The organism is Sphingobium sp. L-44 (genome assembly GCF_056859495.1).
On the sequence record NZ_JBSXOQ010000114.1, the window covers coordinates 1 to 18,429 of the forward strand.

General features: G+C 60.5%; 16 protein-coding genes. 6 read left to right on the forward strand and 10 right to left on the reverse strand.

Translation table 11 applies throughout. The annotated features are described in order from the left end of the window. Positions 1–195, forward strand: a 195-nt coding sequence (locus AC13EK_RS18915) for a transposase (RefSeq protein WP_483022326.1), incomplete at its 5' end; no start/stop codon positions are given. On the opposite strand, the gene AC13EK_RS18920 is transcribed toward AC13EK_RS18915, so the two are convergent. The 3 genes from AC13EK_RS18920 to AC13EK_RS18930 form a co-directional block, all read right to left on the reverse strand. Then, complete coding sequence (locus AC13EK_RS18920) at positions 182–679, reverse strand: hypothetical protein (RefSeq protein ID WP_483022327.1); 498 nt, start codon at positions 677–679, stop codon at positions 182–184. The two genes, AC13EK_RS18915 and AC13EK_RS18920, sit on opposite strands and share 14 nt — an antisense overlap. Beyond that, positions 676–1,155 carry a site-specific integrase gene (locus tag AC13EK_RS18925; RefSeq protein WP_069338832.1) on the reverse strand — a complete coding sequence of 160 codons (480 nt, stop codon included), beginning with the start codon at positions 1,153–1,155 and terminating at the stop codon, positions 676–678. The genes AC13EK_RS18920 and AC13EK_RS18925 overlap by 4 nt, the downstream gene beginning before the upstream one ends. Positions 1,156–2,290: 1,135 nt before the next feature. After that, the gene (locus AC13EK_RS18930; protein WP_063141539.1) at positions 2,291–4,252 is read right to left on the reverse strand and encodes an AAA family ATPase; all 1,962 of its coding nucleotides are present in this window, start codon (positions 4,250–4,252) and stop codon (positions 2,291–2,293) included. Positions 4,253–4,875: 623 nt separating this feature from the next. On the opposite strand from AC13EK_RS18930, the gene AC13EK_RS18935 reads away from it, so the two are divergent. Next, positions 4,876–5,721: a glucosamine inositolphosphorylceramide transferase family protein gene (locus AC13EK_RS18935; protein ID WP_010335866.1), complete on the forward strand. Its 846-nt coding sequence runs from the start codon at positions 4,876–4,878 to the stop codon at positions 5,719–5,721. Here the strand turns inward: AC13EK_RS18935 and AC13EK_RS18940 are convergent. The 7 genes from AC13EK_RS18940 to AC13EK_RS18970 form a co-directional block, all read right to left on the reverse strand. After that, complete coding sequence (locus AC13EK_RS18940) at positions 5,693–6,775, reverse strand: glycosyltransferase family 4 protein (RefSeq protein ID WP_017183057.1); 1,083 nt, start codon at positions 6,773–6,775, stop codon at positions 5,693–5,695. The genes AC13EK_RS18935 and AC13EK_RS18940 overlap by 29 nt on opposite strands. Positions 6,776–6,780: 5 nt before the next feature. After that, positions 6,781–8,082 (reverse strand): lipopolysaccharide biosynthesis protein, encoded by a 1,302-nt coding sequence (locus tag AC13EK_RS18945; RefSeq protein ID WP_037509322.1) that lies wholly within the window; start codon positions 8,080–8,082, stop codon positions 6,781–6,783. After that, complete coding sequence (locus tag AC13EK_RS18950) at positions 8,079–8,867, reverse strand: glycosyltransferase family 2 protein (protein ID WP_010335869.1); 789 nt, start codon at positions 8,865–8,867, stop codon at positions 8,079–8,081. Before AC13EK_RS18950 ends, AC13EK_RS18945 begins: the two co-directional genes overlap by 4 nt. Then, a complete protein-coding gene (locus AC13EK_RS18955) occupies positions 8,867–10,063 on the reverse strand; it encodes a hypothetical protein (RefSeq protein WP_069338833.1) in 1,197 nt (398 codons plus the stop codon). Before AC13EK_RS18955 ends, AC13EK_RS18950 begins: the two co-directional genes overlap by 1 nt. A gap of 143 nt (positions 10,064–10,206) precedes the next feature. Further along, complete coding sequence (locus AC13EK_RS18960) at positions 10,207–10,365, reverse strand: hypothetical protein (protein ID WP_017183059.1); 159 nt, start codon at positions 10,363–10,365, stop codon at positions 10,207–10,209. 1 nt (position 10,366) lies between these two features. Continuing rightward, a complete protein-coding gene (locus tag AC13EK_RS18965; protein ID WP_010335871.1) occupies positions 10,367–11,749 on the reverse strand; it encodes a sensor histidine kinase in 1,383 nt (460 codons plus the stop codon). Further along, positions 11,739–12,413: a winged helix-turn-helix domain-containing protein gene (locus AC13EK_RS18970; protein WP_010335872.1), complete on the reverse strand. Its 675-nt coding sequence runs from the start codon at positions 12,411–12,413 to the stop codon at positions 11,739–11,741. Before AC13EK_RS18970 ends, AC13EK_RS18965 begins: the two co-directional genes overlap by 11 nt. Positions 12,414–12,573: 160 nt before the next feature. Here AC13EK_RS18970 and AC13EK_RS18975 point away from each other — a divergent pair, with 160 nt between their 5' ends. From AC13EK_RS18975 to AC13EK_RS18990, 4 genes are all read left to right on the forward strand, one after another. Next, positions 12,574–12,891 (forward strand): PepSY domain-containing protein, encoded by a 318-nt coding sequence (locus AC13EK_RS18975; RefSeq protein WP_010335873.1) that lies wholly within the window; start codon positions 12,574–12,576, stop codon positions 12,889–12,891. 80 nt (positions 12,892–12,971) lie between these two features. After that, a complete protein-coding gene (locus AC13EK_RS18980) occupies positions 12,972–14,291 on the forward strand; it encodes a TolC family protein (RefSeq protein ID WP_010335874.1) in 1,320 nt (439 codons plus the stop codon). After that, positions 14,288–15,313 carry an efflux RND transporter periplasmic adaptor subunit gene (locus tag AC13EK_RS18985; protein ID WP_017183061.1) on the forward strand — a complete coding sequence of 342 codons (1,026 nt, stop codon included), beginning with the start codon at positions 14,288–14,290 and terminating at the stop codon, positions 15,311–15,313. Before AC13EK_RS18980 ends, AC13EK_RS18985 begins: the two co-directional genes overlap by 4 nt. After that, positions 15,313–18,387 (forward strand): efflux RND transporter permease subunit, encoded by a 3,075-nt coding sequence (locus AC13EK_RS18990; RefSeq protein WP_483022328.1) that lies wholly within the window; start codon positions 15,313–15,315, stop codon positions 18,385–18,387. The genes AC13EK_RS18985 and AC13EK_RS18990 overlap by 1 nt, the downstream gene beginning before the upstream one ends. The last annotated feature ends 42 nt before the right edge of the window (positions 18,388–18,429 follow it).

Genomic DNA, 18,429 nt, shown 5'->3' on the forward strand with positions numbered 1-18,429 from the left:
GCCAATCGCCGCGAACCCATTCACTGCGACTTCCGCCGCTATCGTGACCGCAACCGCATCGAGCGCATGTTCGGCCAACTCAAGCAGTTCCGCCGGATCGCAACCCGTTACGACAAAACAGCCCTATCCTTCGCAAGCTTCCTGAACCTCGCCGCCATTCGCAGATGGTTGCCACACTTTGTCAACGCGGCCTAAGGCGGTCCGAAACGTTCGAGCCTCTTAAATCCTCCGAAACTGATTGAGGGTTTGCTTTGCGCGCTTCCCTCAGCAGGACAATGAGTACCAGGAGGCGACCGTAAGCGGCACTTGATAGGCCAGGGCCATCTAGTCGCTCTACAAACGACCTCGAAAATGAACTAATATCTATAATATCATTGTATGGATCAATCGCATCAATGTTTTTAATGATGTAAGAGATTGAATGTTTGTACTTAAGAAAAGTATTCCAACTGGTAAATAATCGACCTAAATTCAAAACATCAAACATCAACATCATGAAGTTTATCGCGAGATTTTTGCGCCGATATTTGGCGAAATCCCACCGAACGGTTTGGCTGGCAACAGAAGCGACGAGAGCCATACCTTCAACAGTCGCGCCGCTGACGATCGCTTGCTTGCAGTCACTCGCGTCCGCCTCTTCGTCGAAGGAGACGACGCTAGCTTTGCGTGATCTGCTCATGCTGCGAGTGCCATGTGTGCATCCCACGCTTCAAACGCCAAGCTGATCATCCGGCTGTGTTTCCGCGAGAATCTAAGGTATTTGAAAGTAGTCTTGATGCTCCTGTGCCCGAGAAGCTCCTGAAGAACCTGCAGCGGATCTCCGATCAGAGCGTCATATATCTCGCCACGGCTGTTGAGATGTCCCCGTGCTATGCGAAGCTCGACCAGTCCCTTCAGCATGAAGCTGAGCATGTAGACAGCGAACGTGTGCCGCAAGACGTGAGGGGTGATGTCGACACCGACCTGTTCTTCAAGGCCGGATCGTGCAAGGGCTGCGGAGAACGCTGAACGCCAAGCGGAATTCGAAACGCATGTTCCAATCTCGGAAATCCAGAGCGACCCGAAGTCGACAACCTTGAAACGATTTGGTTGGCCAATTGGACGAACCTCGATAAGACGCTCGCGCTCACGCAAAGTGAAGTTTGCGAGCGGCATTTCAATCTTCCTCGCGTCTCCAGCGATAACTTCTGCAATGCCTGGCCGACGAAGTTGAAAAATATGCTGTTGTTCGACATCGTCAAAGTTCGGGGAGAGTATGATTTGAGAGGGAACCGCTCCGAGATTATTTTTGCTGCAACATGCGAGCGTTCCTCGTAAATATAAGGGTTGATAAAGTTCTTAATAACTCTTTTTGAAATAAAAGTATCTCTGCCTTTTTCCCACTTCGTAACAGTAGCAGGTATAGACCAAATTCTTGTAATGTCGTCTTGAAATAGGCCGATCTTTGGTATTTCCTGCCTCAGGATGTGAGAACCCTCATTACATCGGATGCCGGTTGTTACGAGCATTTCGGAGAAAGCGCCATTGCGCAGATTGTTTCTGCCAGACATCATTCCAGTTTCGCGAAATGTTACGTAATTTTCCAAGGAAACCATTTTAACTTGGTCGTCTGCTTCCCGGGTGCCGCAGTATGATCGCCAAGTCACCTCCGAGAAGTGGATTTTAAGGTGTCGAAGCATTCGGAGGATGACGGCGGCAACTTTGTTCCAACTATTTGGAGACAGCCTCTCTGAAAGCGGGCCGTATAGTCGCCTGTTGCGGTATTCCCATAGGTCCGCTTCCCTGAGGTCTGCTAGCCTTCTTCCATGGCGCGCCATGAGGAAGCGAGCGAAAACCTCAGCCTCAATGGCGTAAGTTCGCCAAGTTTCGCGCGATGTCAGGGTTGCAGCAATCCTATCCGCAAAGCCGGTGAGCGTATCATCTAGGGTCCAATCAGAGTGAAGTATGATCGGCTGCTCAATCTGAACTGCGTAGTGATCGATTGCCTCCAGGGCGAGGCGCTTCATTTCATCATCAAAGAAGGCAGCATCAGGTCGGCCAAGGTCGCGTTGGAGCGAAATCGGATCATACTCAAAGCGGGGCACGATAAATCTCCGACCCGCAAAGAAACCAAAAAATTTCGCCGTACTTCATGTCGCGGCTTTCGATTTGTCTCGTTTTGGCGTCCAACATAGCATGGATCTTGCTCCGCAACTGCCAATCGTACCGAAGCTGACCTTGGTGATAGACCGCCGTCGCGCGGCGGATGCTCTGCGCCTCTTCGGATCGAAGCACGGAACAGCGGTCCGGCTCAGAGTAGCGCGTTGTAAGTGTCGAAAATGGCCTGGGCTCGATCAATCGTGCCGGTCACCGGCGCAGACTTGGCGTCGAGCATCTTGGGGTTTCGGATAAGCCATCCCGCCGGCGTGAAATGGTCGAACTCGGCAACCGTAGTCGGCATGATTGCGAAGGCAGCCTCGGCCTGTTTGACCAGCCGTGCGGTGCCCGTGTTCGCGGCCGCGAGCCGCTTTGAATCGAGCAACGTCGTGTCCGCCAGGCCATAGGTCGAGTTGAGGATGGACACAAAGAGATCCGGTTCGAAGATGTCCTCAATATCGGCCTCGGCCCGTTGGAGGAAGTCGGCCATCGTGTAAAAATGTCCGGCCTTCAGGACTTCGGAGCGCTTCATTTCCTCGACCTTGCGCTTGTCTCCCTGCGCTTGGTCCGAGAGCACTGCGATATGAAGAGCGTTGCCAGCGAACATCGCGACGAATGGGCGAATCTTATCGATCCCGCCCGCCGGACAGAGCGTCCAGCGCTGATCCAGGCCCGGTCGTCCGCGACGTTTGAGCGCGTCCGACAACGCCTGGATGTAGAGAATGTCGCCGGGCCCTTCGACGAGAAGCGTGTGCTCGCCGATAAACAGCGACTGGCTGATCTCATAGCCGAGCGCACCTTGCAACGGAAACAGAGTGTCGGGATCGCGGGTGAGCACGTCCTCGCGCACCTTTGTGCCGAGCGGCATGCGACGCTGCCCCTTCATCTCTACCTTATCCTCGACGATACGGACGGAAGCGAGCTCGTCGGCCGGCACCATGAACGGTGAATGGGTCGAGTAGACGATTTGGTGATGTGGGGCGAGCTTCTCCTTGAAAAAGCGCAGTAGGTCCGCCTGCGCTTTGCCGTGCAGGGTAAGGCCGGGTTCGTCGAGGAGCAGAACGACTGGCGTCTCCTCGTCCTGTACCTGCGCGAACTTCACGAGGAAGGAGAAGAACCAGACAAAACCAGCGCTTCGCTCGGAGAACGGCGTATCAACGCGGTGCAGCCCGTTGTGGATGCGGGCCCATGCGATCATGCCACTATTGAGCGGTGCGGTATCGCCCGGCCGAGATTGTTCGACGCGGACGACAACACTGAGATCCGGATTCTGCGTCCAGTATTCCAGCACCTGATCGGTGATGCTGTTGGAGGCCGCCTGCAGGCGGGCATTGAATGTCTCGTAGGTGGCAACATTGGTGATGTCGTCGATTGAGACGCGTGCGTATTCTAGGAACTCGGCGAACAGCCGCGCACCGCGATGCGCATCCTCGTTGATCTGCCCATTAGCGATCAACTGACGCGTCTGTTCGAGCTGTATCGCGCCATCCATCCTATCGTACGCGGCGAAATACATGAACTTCGGCAACATGTCCCGGATGAGCTTGCTGACCTGCCCGGTCACTGCGCCCACCCCGTCTAAGTGAGACTTCAAGGCGGCGTGGCGTTCCGTCGGAGATGATATCTCAGCCAGCGTGGTGATCAACTTCGAGGTGGTGTCGGCTGAGGAAAGGACCGACCGTTCCGAATCGTCGAGTTGGAACTTGGTATAAAGATGCTCGAGCGCCTTGCCAAAATCGAGATCGACCGAGACGTCGACTTCTTTGCCGTAGGCGCGTGAGATTGTGATCAGGTCGGTCGTCACGACACCCTCACCGACAGTGGCAGCGATGCGAGCGGCTTCGGGAGAGGTGAGGCGCCAAGTCGTAGTGATTGCGACAGCGGCCTTCCCAGAATGACGGTCCTCGTATTGGGTCAGCAGCCGGCGCGGATAGTCGCGCTCCTTGTCGAAGGTCGCGGGTGTCGAGAGATGTGGGTTCAGCGCCGCGAGCGCCAGAAGGATCGCGCTCTTGCCCGCCTCGTTCTTTCCGACGAGGCAGGTTACCGGCTCGACGCTAAACTCCTCGCTGTCGTCGACCGACCTGAAGTTGGTGACGTGAACCTTCTCGAGCTTCATTATTATCCTCCCAACTCACTTTCTCCTTGAGATGGCAGATCGCCGCTCCAAATCAACTTTAGAGTGCGACGGTATCGGGCCGGGGGCGTCTAGGTAACCTAAGGTCGTCCGTGAACTTCAGGTTGAACCGGCAGCGGCTTTCGGGATTTTCGTTGGGCCAATCGAGCCGCGGCAACTAGGTCGCATTGCCGCTCCGCCGTTTTGTGGAAGCTGATCGGCAGTTTTTGGCATGTACCGACATACCGAGAGCTGGATCGGAACGGCGTATTATGGTCGCGTGCTGGCGGAAGCGGAACGCCGCCTCGTGGGACAAAACCGACGTTCGCGAGCTGCGCCGGGAACGGCAGGTTCCCGTCCAACACCTGCCGTTCCTGAAGCACTGATGATCGTTTCCCGGAATGCGAGGGATGGCCGATTGCGGAATGGCAGCTTCTCGTCGGCCGAGATGCACTAGCTGCCAGTCCGGTTCCGGGTGGGAAATCATCGAGGCACGAAGCGTGCGATTGCCGTCGAGCATGGCCATCATCCCAGAGCAAGGGGGTAGCGGAATATTGGACCGATGTGCATAGCAAGTCATGCCCCGGCGCAAAGACATATGGAGATGCGGGATCGTCCATCAGCCGATGGCTGCAATCATCGCATCGGGACGGATCGATAGCGCGTTGACATGGCTCCCGGAGGAGCCGGCATTCCAGTTTCTTGCCGATCCATTCGGATGGAGAGGTGCGGACGGAACGCTTCACATCTTTGCCGAGCATTATGATTATCGCCATCGTCATGGCACGATCATGCGCCTGTCGCTCGATGAGCATCTGTCGGTTGTCGAACGGCGCCTTTGCCTGAGTGAGCCCTGGCACCTGTCCTACCCCCAGATTTTCGCCGGCGAAGGTGCGACCTGGATGCTGCCCGAGGCGCATCGATCGGGCGCGCTGACGCTTTATCGCGACCATGGCGGCCTGGCTGACTGGCGGCCGGAACTGCGCATCGCACTGGACTGCGTTCCGGTCGATGCAACGATCCTCCATCATCAAGACCGCTGGTGGCTCTTTTATTCGCCGGCCACCTCAAAGCAGACAAAGATATCGCAGCTTCATATCGCCTGGGCCGAGCGCCTGGCGGGCCCCTGGATCGTGCATCCGCGCAATCCCGTGCGCGTCGATGTGACATCATCGCGCCCTGGTGGCTCGCCCCAGATCCTGTCCGGACATGTCGTTCTGCCGGTCCAAGACTGCAGCAGCACCTATGGCGGAGCCATCCGTCCTCTCTGGATCGACAGGCTGGATGAGGCGAATTTCAGCGCGAAAGCCGGCGACGCCATGCCGGTCCCATTGTCCGCCGGCGCCTATCGGGACGGCATGCACAGCCTGACCGCATGCGGGGAGATCAGCCTGGTCGATGTGAAGCGGATCGACCGATCCGCACGCGGGCTGGCGCTGGAAATCAGGCGTGCGCTTGGCGGATATGGGTGAGAATGGCTGTACCTGTTCTTTCGAAACGCTCTCTTGAGTAGCGCTGGTTCACCAGGTTTCGTGCGGCCTGCCCCATTTCTTCAAGCCTTGAAGGCGTAGCAAGCAGGGTCTCCAGCGCATGGGCGAGAGCATCAGTATCTGCCGGTGCGCAGGTCAGGCCGCTGACGCCCGGCATGATCGAATAGGGCATTTCCCCGACCGCTGAAGCGATCACCGGCAGCCCGGCCGCCATCGCCTCATGCGCGGCGATGCAAAAGCCTTCGGATCGTGACGGCTGAACATAGAGATGCAGTCCGGCGAGGAAGCTCTTGGGGGCATCGGTAAATCCGGCGAATTCGACATCGACCCCTGCGTTGCGAGCCAGCATCTCCAGGCGACCGCGCTCGCTCCCCTCACCCGCGATCGCCAGCGAGAATGGAGGCGTGGCAAGGCCCCGAGCCTTGATTTGCGCCAGGGCCGCGATCAAGATGTCATAGCCCTTGACCCGATGAAGCCGTCCCAAAGAACCGATGCGGATCGGCTCGCCGGCCTGCCATGGGGATGCCTGCGGCATGGCTGGATCGACGGCGTAGATGGGCCAGCAGCGTAGCCGCTCGTCCGGAACCTGGAGTCGATGCTGCGTCAGATCGGTGACGGACTGCGAATCCCCCACCCACAAAGCCGCCCTGGGCGCCAGGAGGCGCATCAGCCTTTCATTCCAGGGCTTGAGGAAGGCAGCATGCTGCCAGCAGACGACCGGAAGTCCGAGGGAAGGCCCGATAATGAGACCAAGGATCGTGGCACGGCTGAGCGACGTCCAGATATGGGTCGCGCCCCAGTCCATCAGTTCCCGCCGTAGCCACAAGGCGGCCGCCAGATGATCGCCTGTCCCGCCTTCCCGAACGCGCGGAAGCAGCCCCGCCTCGATAATCGCGGGCAAGCCGCGCCTGTCGCTTGGCCGAAGCGCGAACAACCGCACCTGCGCGCCGCCGGCGCGCAGCACGTCGGCTATGGCGGGCACGGGCTGCGCAGCGCCGCCGCCTTCGACCGAATTGATGACATAGGCAATGCGCATGCCGTTCACTGCGACAGGCTCCGGTGCCAGGCCAGGCCGCCCAGCAGGAGACTGGCAATCAGGGCCTGACCAACGGCCTGTATCCCTGCGCCCATCAGCCCGAACGACCCGAGCAACCAGGGCAGCGCCGGCAGGAAAATGAGGCTCGCAAAGAGGTTCGCGCTCATCGACAGGGCCGGATATCCCATAGCGGAAAGCGCAGAGCTGCAGGGCGGTCCGACCAGCGCGATTACCCGCGCAATGATCAGAACCACCATGACCGCGCCGGCCGCCTGGAACGCGCTGCCCGCCAGCAGGGTAACCATCATGGTCGGGAAAAGCGCCGCCAGGATGACCACGGGCAAGGCCGCGGCGATCGCGATCAGAATGACGCGCACAAGCGTGCGGCGGAGCGGTGCGCCGCCTTGGCCGGAGGCAACCATCCCTGCCAGTTCGGCATAGGCGGTGTTCCCCAATATCTGTGCCGGCTGCGAGATGATCACGGTCGCGCGCTGGGCGACCGCGAAAAGCCCGGCGACGGCAGGCCCCATGACCCAGCCGACGATCAGCGGTGCGAGCCGCCCAGCCAGTTCCGCTAGCGTGACATCGGCATTGCTGGCCACCAGGAACCGCCAGATGCCGGCATTTTCGCTTGCCACATTACCCGCCTGTGGACGGATCAGGACCGCGCCCAGTCTTGTGTAGGCACAGATAAGCCCCATGCCCCAGAGTACCGCGAACTCGGCGATGGCGGCCAGCAGCCAGGCAGCGAGGAAGCCCTTGAGCCCCCAGCCGAACAGCAGCGCCAGCGAGGCTCCGCACAGGCGCACGAGCGGCTGGACCATATTGTGCAGGCCGATAAGGTCGAAGCGGTCGATCAGTTGCAGATAGCCCGCCGGCGTAGAGCGCACCGATCCCAGCACGGCGAAGCTGTAAGGAATGGCGAAAGCCATGGTTTCGGGCGGCCAGCCCAGATGTGGTCCGACCCAGGGCGCCAGCAGCATGGCGGCGATGATCGCCGCGACGCCGCCCGCCAGTTCGACCTTGGCACCGAAACGAAGCAGACGTGCGAGGCGGTGCGATGCCCCTTCCTGTCGCGCCTCCGCGCCATAGCGCACGATCGCCTGCCAGGCCGGAAATTCGACGATGCCGCATATCGCCGTCACATAGGCATGGACGAGAACCAATATGCCATAGTCATGCGGCCCCAGGGCGCGCGCGGCGATGACAAGATAGACGAGACTGATGAGCCCGGCGCCGGCCTTGCCGCCGAGCACAAGTCCCAATCCCCTGAAAATACGCCCTGTAACGGTTGCTCGTTCGATCATGGGCGTTGGGCAGGCCAGTCTTTCATGCGCAGGGCATCGCCCGTGCCGTTGCGTGCCGCAAGACGCCGGCCGAGGAAAGTGTAGAAATACCAGTCCAGGGCAAATCGCGGCGTGTAGCGGTAGATCAGCCGTTCGGCCCGTGTCCAGCTTACGGCCTTGCGGCATGATCGCCGCGCTGAGGGAAAACAGACATGATCCCGGTCGTAGATGGCGCGGCCATGCGTCATCACGCGATGCACGATTTCATGATCCTCAAGGACATAGGGCCATCGTTTGGCGTCGAAGCCGCCTGCTGCCCGCAAGGCATCCGTGCGATAGGCCTGGGCATAGCCACCGGCATGACATTTCGCCGAGAAACGTCGGCTCTTGCGCAGGATGAAATCGGTCCGTTTTCGTGACTCAGCGCTCTCCAGCGGCGCATAAAGGTCGATGGCCATCACCGAGGCCGCTTCCGGATCGCCCGTAAACAGGTCGAGGATGCGCTTTACATAGTCGATCGGATATTCCGTGTCCGCATCACAGATCGCCACAAAGGCGGTCTCAACCCTCGACAGGCCAAGCGCCATGGCGTGAATTTTCCCCGGGGTCGGGCACGACAATATCTCTGCCCTGGATCCGAGAGATCGGGCTGCCTCGCGCGCTTGTTCGGTGCCGTTGTCAGTCGAGCCATTGTCGATAAGAAGCAGTCGGAAACGAATATCACTTTGAATCGCAAGGGTCTGAACCGTCTTGTCGATCCAGCCTTCCTCATTGAAGAAAGGCAGAATGATGGTCAGCGAGGACATCAGGCAGCACGAAAATTGCTGAAGCCAACGACGTTGCCTCGGCGCTTGTCTGCAAGCTGCGTGATGACCGCCGCTGCCCGGTCTGACGACGGTCGGCCGTCCAGATCGAAGCTGTCGGCGAACAGATTCTCCTGAATGGCTTGGTAGTGATCGCGATGCAGACCATTTGCGCGGGCGAGAGCCGGGCCAAGATCCTTGGGATCCGAGATGACTTCGCCGGCTCGCCAGTGCGCAAAGTTCGGATCCCCCCGCCAGTCGATGCCATGGCTGTTGAGAAACACACAGGGTCGCGGACGCAGCAGAAATTCATAGACCTGGCTACTCGCGTCGCCCAGATAGACATCGGCGATCAGCGTATAGCTCATATCGGTCGATGCCCGGCTGCCGAGGTCAATATGGATATTGTCGCCATGCAGAAAGCGCTTCGCGATGGTCCCCGGGCGATTGACGCTCAACTTGTCTATCGTGACTACGAACGGCCTTTCGAAGAGCATTACATGGGGTGCAAAAATAAGCTCTTGCGCATCCCGCTCGACGAAATGATCGAGCACCTGTCTGCCATGCTTGTACCAGGAAGAAAGATGCGGCGAGCAGTGCGGATTATATAAAATGATCGGCCGCTCGCGGGAAAAATGCTGGGTTCTGCCCGCCTGCCGAACAAGATCGAATTTGGGATAGCCCACGATGCTGATGGTAGAGGGATCAATCCCGGCTTCAGCGATCAGCCGGCGACGGATCTTCTCGCCCGAACACAGAACATGGTCGAACCCGGCACTGGCCTTGTCAAAGCCGATCGCACGATCGCCCGCGCCATGACGCGTATGAATCATGAAGAGCTTGTCGAGGCCATAGCGCTTCTTGAGGAGCAGAGATGTCTTCTCCGCCACGACAAGCATGTCCAGGCTACGGAAAAATTCGAGATTGTCCCGATAGAGCAGCAATTTCCTGGCCGGGATCATGCTGCCCAGCATCCCGACAAGCCGCTCCGACCGCGTCGTCAGGCCGAGTTCGACATGCTGGATCCTTGATCCCAGTAACGGTCCCGCCAACCGCCGCACCTCATGGGCCAGGCGATCATTTGTTGTTGCGGTGATGATCTCGCCGGCAAAACCGCCCGCAGCGAGTGAAATCGCTATGGGCAGGCTGTGGGCCAGTTGGTGGATCTGATCATGGTTGAACAGGAAGCCGATGCGCATGGGGCGCTGACGCCGTGGCACTGGAGCCACCTCAGCTCACGAACGAAAAATATTTGCGGAAGGCGCCATCCGATGAGTTTTGCGATCTGGAGCTTCGTTCTCTCCATATTCTGTACGATTGGCCCGTTGATAGCAGGGCGCTTTCAGACCTGTGGCTTGAAGGTCAGTTGCTGCGGGCAATTACCTTCAATGCCATTCCGGCGTTGCTGCTTTCCGCCATTTGCGCCGTTCGTTCCGTCCTGCAGAATATCCGGCAAGCCGTTGCGCAGACCCGACCTGATCGCATCGACGGGCGATGCCATATCATCCTTGGGGCTGAAGCGTCGGAAAGGTGACTTGCACACACATGCCGGCACTATCCTCACAGATTGTGCAATGTGCTTGATGCAAGTTCGCTATCGCGGCCACGAGCGCCAGCCCCAATCCGGAGCCCTCGGTGTTGCGACTGGCATCCAGGCGATAGAAGCGACCGAACACCTTTTCCCGCTCGTCTGCTGGTATGCCTGGGCCATCATCGCAGATCTCGATGACAGGCGAAGTATCCTGATAGCGGAGTCGTGAGGTGATCCGTGTGCCGGCAGGCGTATGAACGAGGGCGTTTTCGATGAGGTTGATCACCAATTGGGTAAGCAACTCGCCATCGCCATGGATCAGAATATTTCCGGCATGGTCGGCAAGGAGATGGTGGTCGCCATCTTCCGCAACAGGCTCATAGAGTTGCTGGATCCGATCCATGAGTTCGCTCAAATCCACGGCCTTGAACCGCCTGCGCCCAATTCCTCCCTCCACGGTGCCAATGCGCAGAAGGGCGTTGAATGTGGCAAGCAGGCCCGATGTCTGTGCCAGCGCTGCCTCCACTGCCGCCGGCTCGATCGGATCGGCATCCCGCATCTGCTCCAGTTGCTGGTGCAGCCTTGTGAGGGGGGTACGCAGGTCGTGGGCTATGTCGGTGGAAACCTGGCGGAGGGCCTCCATAGCCGCCTCGTTGCGATCGAGCATGATGTTGAGATTGTGGGCGAGCCCGTCAAATTCCGGGCCAAAGCCGATCATCGGCAATCGCTCCTCCCGCTCGCCTTCGACAATCCGGCTTACCGCCAGATTTACGCGTTCCAGGCGCCGCAGGAATAGGACGGCCGCCAGGAAACCGCCCACCAGAACGAACAGCGTAATGCCCACCCCGCTGAGCAGGGTGAAGGCAAGGAGGCGACTGCGCAGATCCAGCACATCGAAATTGTCGGTGGCGACGACCAGCGTCAGGCCGTCCGGTAGGCTCGTCCCCAGCGCCGTCAGCGTCTCCAACCGACCGCTGACCGGGCCGCTGTCATGCTCAACCATTTCGAGCGCATATGTGCCAACCCGGGCCGCGCTGACCGGCAGGTCGCCGGCAAGACGCCGCCGCTGCGCATCGACCAGCAGATAGTGAAATTGCGCGTCATCGCCCACGCTCTGGTGGCGCGCGATGGCATCGGTCAGGCCCGATTGTCCTAGCTGCGCATATTCGCCGCCAAGGATGGCAACTTCCGCCTTCAATCGGCCGCTCGTCGCCTCGGCTGCATAATGTCCAATCTGGCTCCGAACAGTGAACAGAAGTGCCCCAGCCCCGATCGCAAAGATCAGGGCCAGCAGCACGGCAAAACGAAACGCCGCGCTACGCAAGGGCGCACGCAGCACGGCTTCAAACGTCATCGATACGATATCCCGCCCCGCGCACGGTCTGGATCAGTTCCCTGCCAAATCCGCGATCGACCTTGGCGCGCAGCCGACTGACATGGCTTTCGATGATGTTGGTTCTCGGATCAAAATGGAATGACCAGACATTTTCGAGGAGCATCGTCCTTGTGACGATCTCCCCGGCATGCAGCATCAGATATTCGAGCAGCTTGAATTCCTGCGCCTGCAATTCGATCCGATTACCGCCTCGGAGCACCGTTCGCTTGATCCTGTCCAGGCTGAGATCGGAGACCTCAAGAACGGAAACTGTTTCGGCGATGGGCGGACGACGCGCCAGCGCATTGACGCGGGCAAGCAGTTCGGTCGCGGCGAAAGGTTTGGCGAGATAGTCATCTGCGCCCGCTTCAAGCCCCTCGACGCGGTCTTCGACGCCATTCATGGCGGTGAGGAACAGGGCTGGCGCTCTCACGCCAGCTGCGCGCAGCGCTTTCAAGACCGCCAATCCGTCAAGGCCCGGTACCATTCGGTCGAGAATGAGGACGGCATGGTCCCCGCTTGATCCCAGGAAGATCGCATCGCGGCCATTGTCGCACACATCCAGCACATGACCGGCAGCAGTCAGGACGCGCTCGAGATGGACGCGCGTCGTTTCATCATCCTCGAGCAGCAGCAGCTTCATCGCCCGTCCTCATCGCACGATCCTGGTCTTCAACAGAAGGATTTTGCTTCATCTTCCTTCGTCCCCGCAAGTTGGGGATTATCAATGTTCGCGTCACGCTGCGCGAAACTGGCGACCGCTAGAGCGGGTAATGCGCAGATTCGCGCAGGAGGATATCGCCATGAAAAGGATGCCAACCGCCCTGGCGGCTGCCCTGATTGGCAGCATTGCCACGATGCTGCCCGCCGCGCCCGCTGCAAAACTCAAGGGCAGCCAATATGCTGCTCAATCCAAGCTCTCGCTCGCTGCTGCGCGGATGGCGGCGCTCAAGCTGCGCCCCGGCACGATAACCGATCAGGAACTGGAAAAGGAAAAGGGCGGCAGCGGACTGCGCTATTCCTTCGACATCATGAGCAAGGGACGGGCCTATGAAGTGGGCATCGACGCCGTGACGGGCAAACCGCTCGAAAATGTGCCTGAAGGCCATAACCCGGATTGAGCGCCTGGTACCGGGCCAGGCCAACCGGCCCGGTCGCTCCATAAACAGGGGTCAGCCTTCTCATGCCACGTCGCCTTCCCATGTCTGCAAGCCTTAGCCTGCTGGCACTGTCGCTTGCTGGCTGCGCGCATTATACGCCTCTGCCGCTCGCAACCCAGGCGCCGCTCGCGCCTGATCTTCGCTCGCTGGATCCGTCCATCCCCAGCGAACCGCTTGGCGTGGAGCAGGTGGTTACCCTTGCCCTTGCGAACAATCCCGATCTCAGGGCGATCCGGTTCAAGCGCGGCATCGCCACCGGACAGACATTGCAAGCCGGCCTTCTGCCCAATCCGTCGCTGAGCGGCGCACTGCTGCCGCTGCTATCCGGCGCCGGCAGCGTACCGGCGTGGAATCTGGGCATTGCGCAGGATATCAAGAGCCTGGTCACCTACCGTTCCAGGCGCCGTGCCGCCGCCGACAGTGAACAACAGGTCGCAGCCGACATCATCTGGCAGGAATGGCAGGTTGCAGGCCAGGCGCGCCAACTCGCCTGCGACCTCATCATGGGGAACCGCGCCCGCCCGAGCTATGCTGGAGCCTACACGCTTCTGGTCGAGCGCAACACCAAGCTTGAGAAGGCATTGGCAGCGCATAGCGTGACGCTGGTGACGGTCGCGCCCGATCGACTGGCTTTGCAGTCTGCCCGCGCCGCGCTCGATGCCCTGGATCAGCGTCAACTTGGTCTCAAGCATCAGCTCAATGCATTGCTGGGCCTCACGCCCGACGCGCAGCTTCCATTGGCCGAGCAGGTCGATCTCCCACCATTCGACATGGCAGCGATCAGGGCCGATCTTCCCAACTTGCCGGCTCGCCGCCCCGATCTCATAGCCCTGCGCATGGGCTATGCCTCGTCAGACGAGCAAGTGCGCCAGGCGATCCTTTCCCAATTTCCCGACATGAACCTTGGCGGAAGCGTCGCAAGCGACAATGCCAAGGTCATCAATGGTGGCCCGAATATTCAGATCGGCCTGCCGATATTTGATCGCAACCAGGGCAATATCGCCATCGCCCGGGCTACCCGCGAACAGCTTCATGCCGATTATTCCGCGCGGCTCGCGGCCACGATGGGCACAGTCGAAGCCATGTTGAGCGAGGCAGAGCAGCTTTCAGCCCAGCTCATGACGGCCCGGCATGATCTTCCCGCCGCACGCCTTGCTGCCGAGCGGGCACAGGCCGCCTTTGGCGCGTCCAATCTCGACGAGCGCGGCTATGTCGACCTCGTTTCCAATCGCTTCACCAAGGAGCAGGAAATCATGACACTCGAACTTGCGCTCCTCGATCGCCAGATCGCCATACAGACCCTCATCGGATCGGGCCTGCCCAAGGCAGATGCGCTGACTGCGCCGGATGCGGCACGATGAAGGGCGCAGCTTTCCTTGCGCCCATCGTCCTGCTTCTTGCAGGATGCGGAAATACGCCAGTGGCGCCGAGCGATGCGCCGACGACATTGGTCAGCACAGTGACAGCGCGGCGTGGCGCACTGCCGGCAACGCTCGACTGCTATGGCACCGTGGCACCTGCCATCAATGGAACACAGAGCCTGAGCGTTGCGCAACCCGGACAGGTTACCGCGCTGCTGGTAGCGCCCGGCACGGCCGTGAAAGCGGGCCAATCCCTGGCGACTTTCATGGTCGCGCCCTCGGCCCGCAGCGCTTATGAGCAGGCCTCGAGCGGGCTGGCTGCCGCGCGCAAACAGGCTGCGACGACAGCGCAACTCCTCTCGCAACAACTCGCGACCCAGGATCAGCTCACCCAGGCGAACAAGGCGGTTTCCGACGCGCAACATGCACTCGCAGCCCTTCAGGCGGAAGGGGCGGGGCAGGCAGCCCGCACGCTTGTCGCGCCCTTTGACGGGATCGTGACCAGCATATCTGTCGCACAGGGCGATCGCCTGCAGGCTGGCGCCCCGATCGTCACGGTTGCCAGGGCCGGTGGGATTGTCGTCACCGTTGGGGTCGATCCCGCCGTCCATGGCCGCGTAGCGGTAGGCATGCCTGCATCGCTCAAGCGGCTTTCGGGCGGGCAAAGCCTGGCAGGACAAGTCGTTCGGGCAGACAGCGCTCTTAACCCACTCACCCGACTGATCGATGTTGATGTCAGCTTCCCGGCTGGCGCGCTGCTCCCCGGCGAAGCCATGCAGGTAGCCATCGAGACCGGCCAGGTTTCCGGCTGGATCGTGCCACATCAGTCGGTGGTGACGGCTGGCGGCCCGGCCCGCCTGTTTCAGGTGGCCAATCGCCAGGCCCGGGCGATCCCGATCCGCATCCTGCTTGCCTCCGACCGGGGCGATGTCGTCGAGGGCGCACTTGATCCAGGCAAGCCGCTGATCGTCTCGGGCGCCTATCAGGTCAGTGACGGCGACGCCGTGCGGTGGAGCAACTGATGCTGGAATATCTGCTCCGTACGCAAGCGCGTACATTGGTTCTCATCGCCATGGCGCTTGCGCTGGCAGGTGTCGTTGCATCGCTATCGCTGCCCACGGGACTGTTTCCCCAGGTGTCCTTCCCTCGGGTGGTGGTCGATCTCAACGCCGGAAGCCGTCCGGCCGACCAGACGGCGCTCACAATTACCCGCCCGGCAGAAGAAGCGATCCGCGCCATACCCGGCGTCCAGAATGTCCGCTCGGAAACGAGCCGCGGATCGGCGCAGATCTCGGTCGATTTTGGCTGGGGGCGCGACATGGTCGCCAGCACTTTGCTGGTCGACACGGCTTTGGGGCGGATATTGCCGTCGCTGCCCGCCGGCACCCAATATGACGTCCGTCGCATGGATCCTACGGTCTTTCCGATCATCTCCTATGCGCTGGTATCCGAGCATGGCGACCCGGTGGCCTTGCAGGATTTGGCCACCTATCAGATCACGCCCCTGCTTTCATCGATCAATGGCCTGGCGCGTGTCGGTGTCCAAGGCGGTGATACCGCCGAGGTACAGGTGCTCGCCGACCCATATCGATTAGCCGATCACGGCCTGTCGATGACCGACCTGGCCAGCGCAATCCGCAATGGCAATGTGTTGAGCGCGGTCGGCCAGGTGCAGGATCGCGGCCGTCTGTCGTTGGTCATCGCCGACCGCAGCATCATCAGTGCGGGCGACGTCGGCAACATCGTCATCAAGGCTGCAACTGCCGGGATCGTTCACGTCCGCGATGTCGCGACCGTCCAGGACGGCGCGGTTCCGGTTTGGCAGCGCATCGTCGACGACGGCAAGCCTGCGGTGCTGTTCAATATCTATGAGCAGCCCGATGGCAACGCGGTCCAGATAGCCCGTGAAGTGCAGGCAAAGCTGGCTGGCGTAAAACTGCCAGCCGGCGTCAAGCTGGTGAACTGGTATGATCAAAGCGAACTGGTCACCCAATCTGCAGCAAGCGTGCGTGATGCCGTATTGATCGGCCTTGTCCTGGCCGGCCTCGTCCTGTTGTGGTTCCTGCGCAGTTGGCGCGTGACGCTGATCGCGGTGATCGTCGTCCCCGCCACATTGGCAGCGACAATATTGCTGCTTTCGCTGCTCGGCATGAGCTTCAACATCATGACCCTTGGCGGCATTGCAGCGGCCGTCGGCCTGCTCATCGACGATGTAATCGTGATGGTCGAACATATTGCGCGGCGGGCGGGCGCCCTTGGCAGCGATGGGAAGCCACTCGGCGACGCCGCCGTCCTGCCCGCAGCGCGAGAGTTCATGGTACCACTCACCGGCTCCAGCCTTGCCACCTTGATCGTGTTTCTGCCGCTGTCCTTCCTGACCGGCGTGACCGGTGCCTTTTCCAAGGCTCTTTCCATCACCATGGCCGGAGCACTGGCTCTTTCCTGGGCGATGACGGCCTTCGTCGTTCCGATACTCGCGCGCTGGCTGATCGATTTCAACCAGTGGCATGATCCTGGACTGGCCGGTGACGGACGTATTGGGCGTCTACATGAGCGTACGCTCGATCGCCTTTCGGCTCGTCCATGGCTCCTTGCCATGATCGCAGGCCCGCTGCTGCTGATCGGCTTTGTCGGCTATTCCAATGTGCCCACCGGGTTCATGCCGAAGGTCGATGAAGGCGGCTTCATCATGGATTATTTCACGGCGCTCGGCACATCGCTCGAGGAGACCGGCCGACAGGTCGGGCAGATCGATGCGATGCTGCGTGCCAATCCCCAGGTGCTGACCTTCTCGCGTCGCCTCGGCACCGGGCTCGGGGGCGACCTCGGACAAAGCTATCATGGCGACTATTTTGTGCGACTGAAGCCGGATCACAGCACGCCGACCGAAGTGCTTGCCGCCTCGATCGCAAGCGAGATCGCCATCAAGGTTCCCGGTGTTGAAGTGGAAGTCGCGCAGTTGATGGAGGATCTCATCGGCGATCTGACGGCTGTTCCTCAACCGATCGAGGTAAAGCTTTATGCCGCTGATCCTGGCATTCTACAGAGCGAGGCACGCAAAGTTGCAGCCTTGATCGGGCAAATTCCAGGCGTCATCGAGGTGAAGGACGGCGTGCAACTCGCCGGCGACGCGCTCAACGTCCATGTCGATCCTGTTCGCGCCGGAATCGAAGGAGTCGCCCCCGCAGATGTCGAGGCGCAGCTTTCCACCGCTCTTACCGGGGCGATCGCCACGACACTGGCGCAGCCCAGCAAGGCGGTCGATGTGCGTGTCCGCTTGGCCGAGACAATGACGCTCAGCCAGGATGGCCTGTCTCAACTGCCGATCCGGGCTGGCGACGGTCATATATTTCCGCTCTCGCGGGTCGCCACGATCGAGGCCGTCACCGGCCAACCGCAGATTGCGCGCGAGAATCTCGAGCCGATGGTGGCTGTGACGGGGCGTATCCAGGGGCGCGGTATCGGCGCAGCCGTCGGTGACGTAACCAGGGCGCTCGACAGGCCGGGGGCACTTGGCACCGGCGTGCGCTACGAAATGGGCGGCCTCTATCAACAGCAGCAGATCGCCTTTGCAGGACTGATCAAGGTGTTCGCCATGGCCCTGGTCGCCGAACTCATACTCCTGCTGATCCTGTATCGGCGCTTCTGGCTGCCGGTCATCATCATCGGCTGTTCCCTGCTTTCGACCACCGCCGTCTTTACGGCCCTCTGGCTCGCGGGCGTGGACCTCAACATCACCGCTCTCATGGGCATGACGATGATCATCGGCATCGGCACCGAAATGGCGATCTTCTACGTGTCCGAGTTCGAGGAACTCTGCCGCGTAATGCCCGCCGCACAAGCCACCCGGGAAGCCAGCCGGAATCGCCTGCGACCGATCCTGATGACGACCCTGGCCGCAATGTTGACACTCCTGCCGCTGGCGCTGGCTATCGGGCAGGGATCGGGCATCCAGCAGCCGCTGGCGATAGCGATCATCGCTGGCCTGCTGCTTCAGTTCCCGCTCGTGCTGCTGGCGATGCCAGTGCTGGTGCGACTGACTTTGCCGCGCGGCGAAACGGCACAAGCCGGGACGGGAGCCCTACCGGCCACATGACCATATCAAGAGGGCCAGCGCCCCAGCAGCAATCTGCCCATC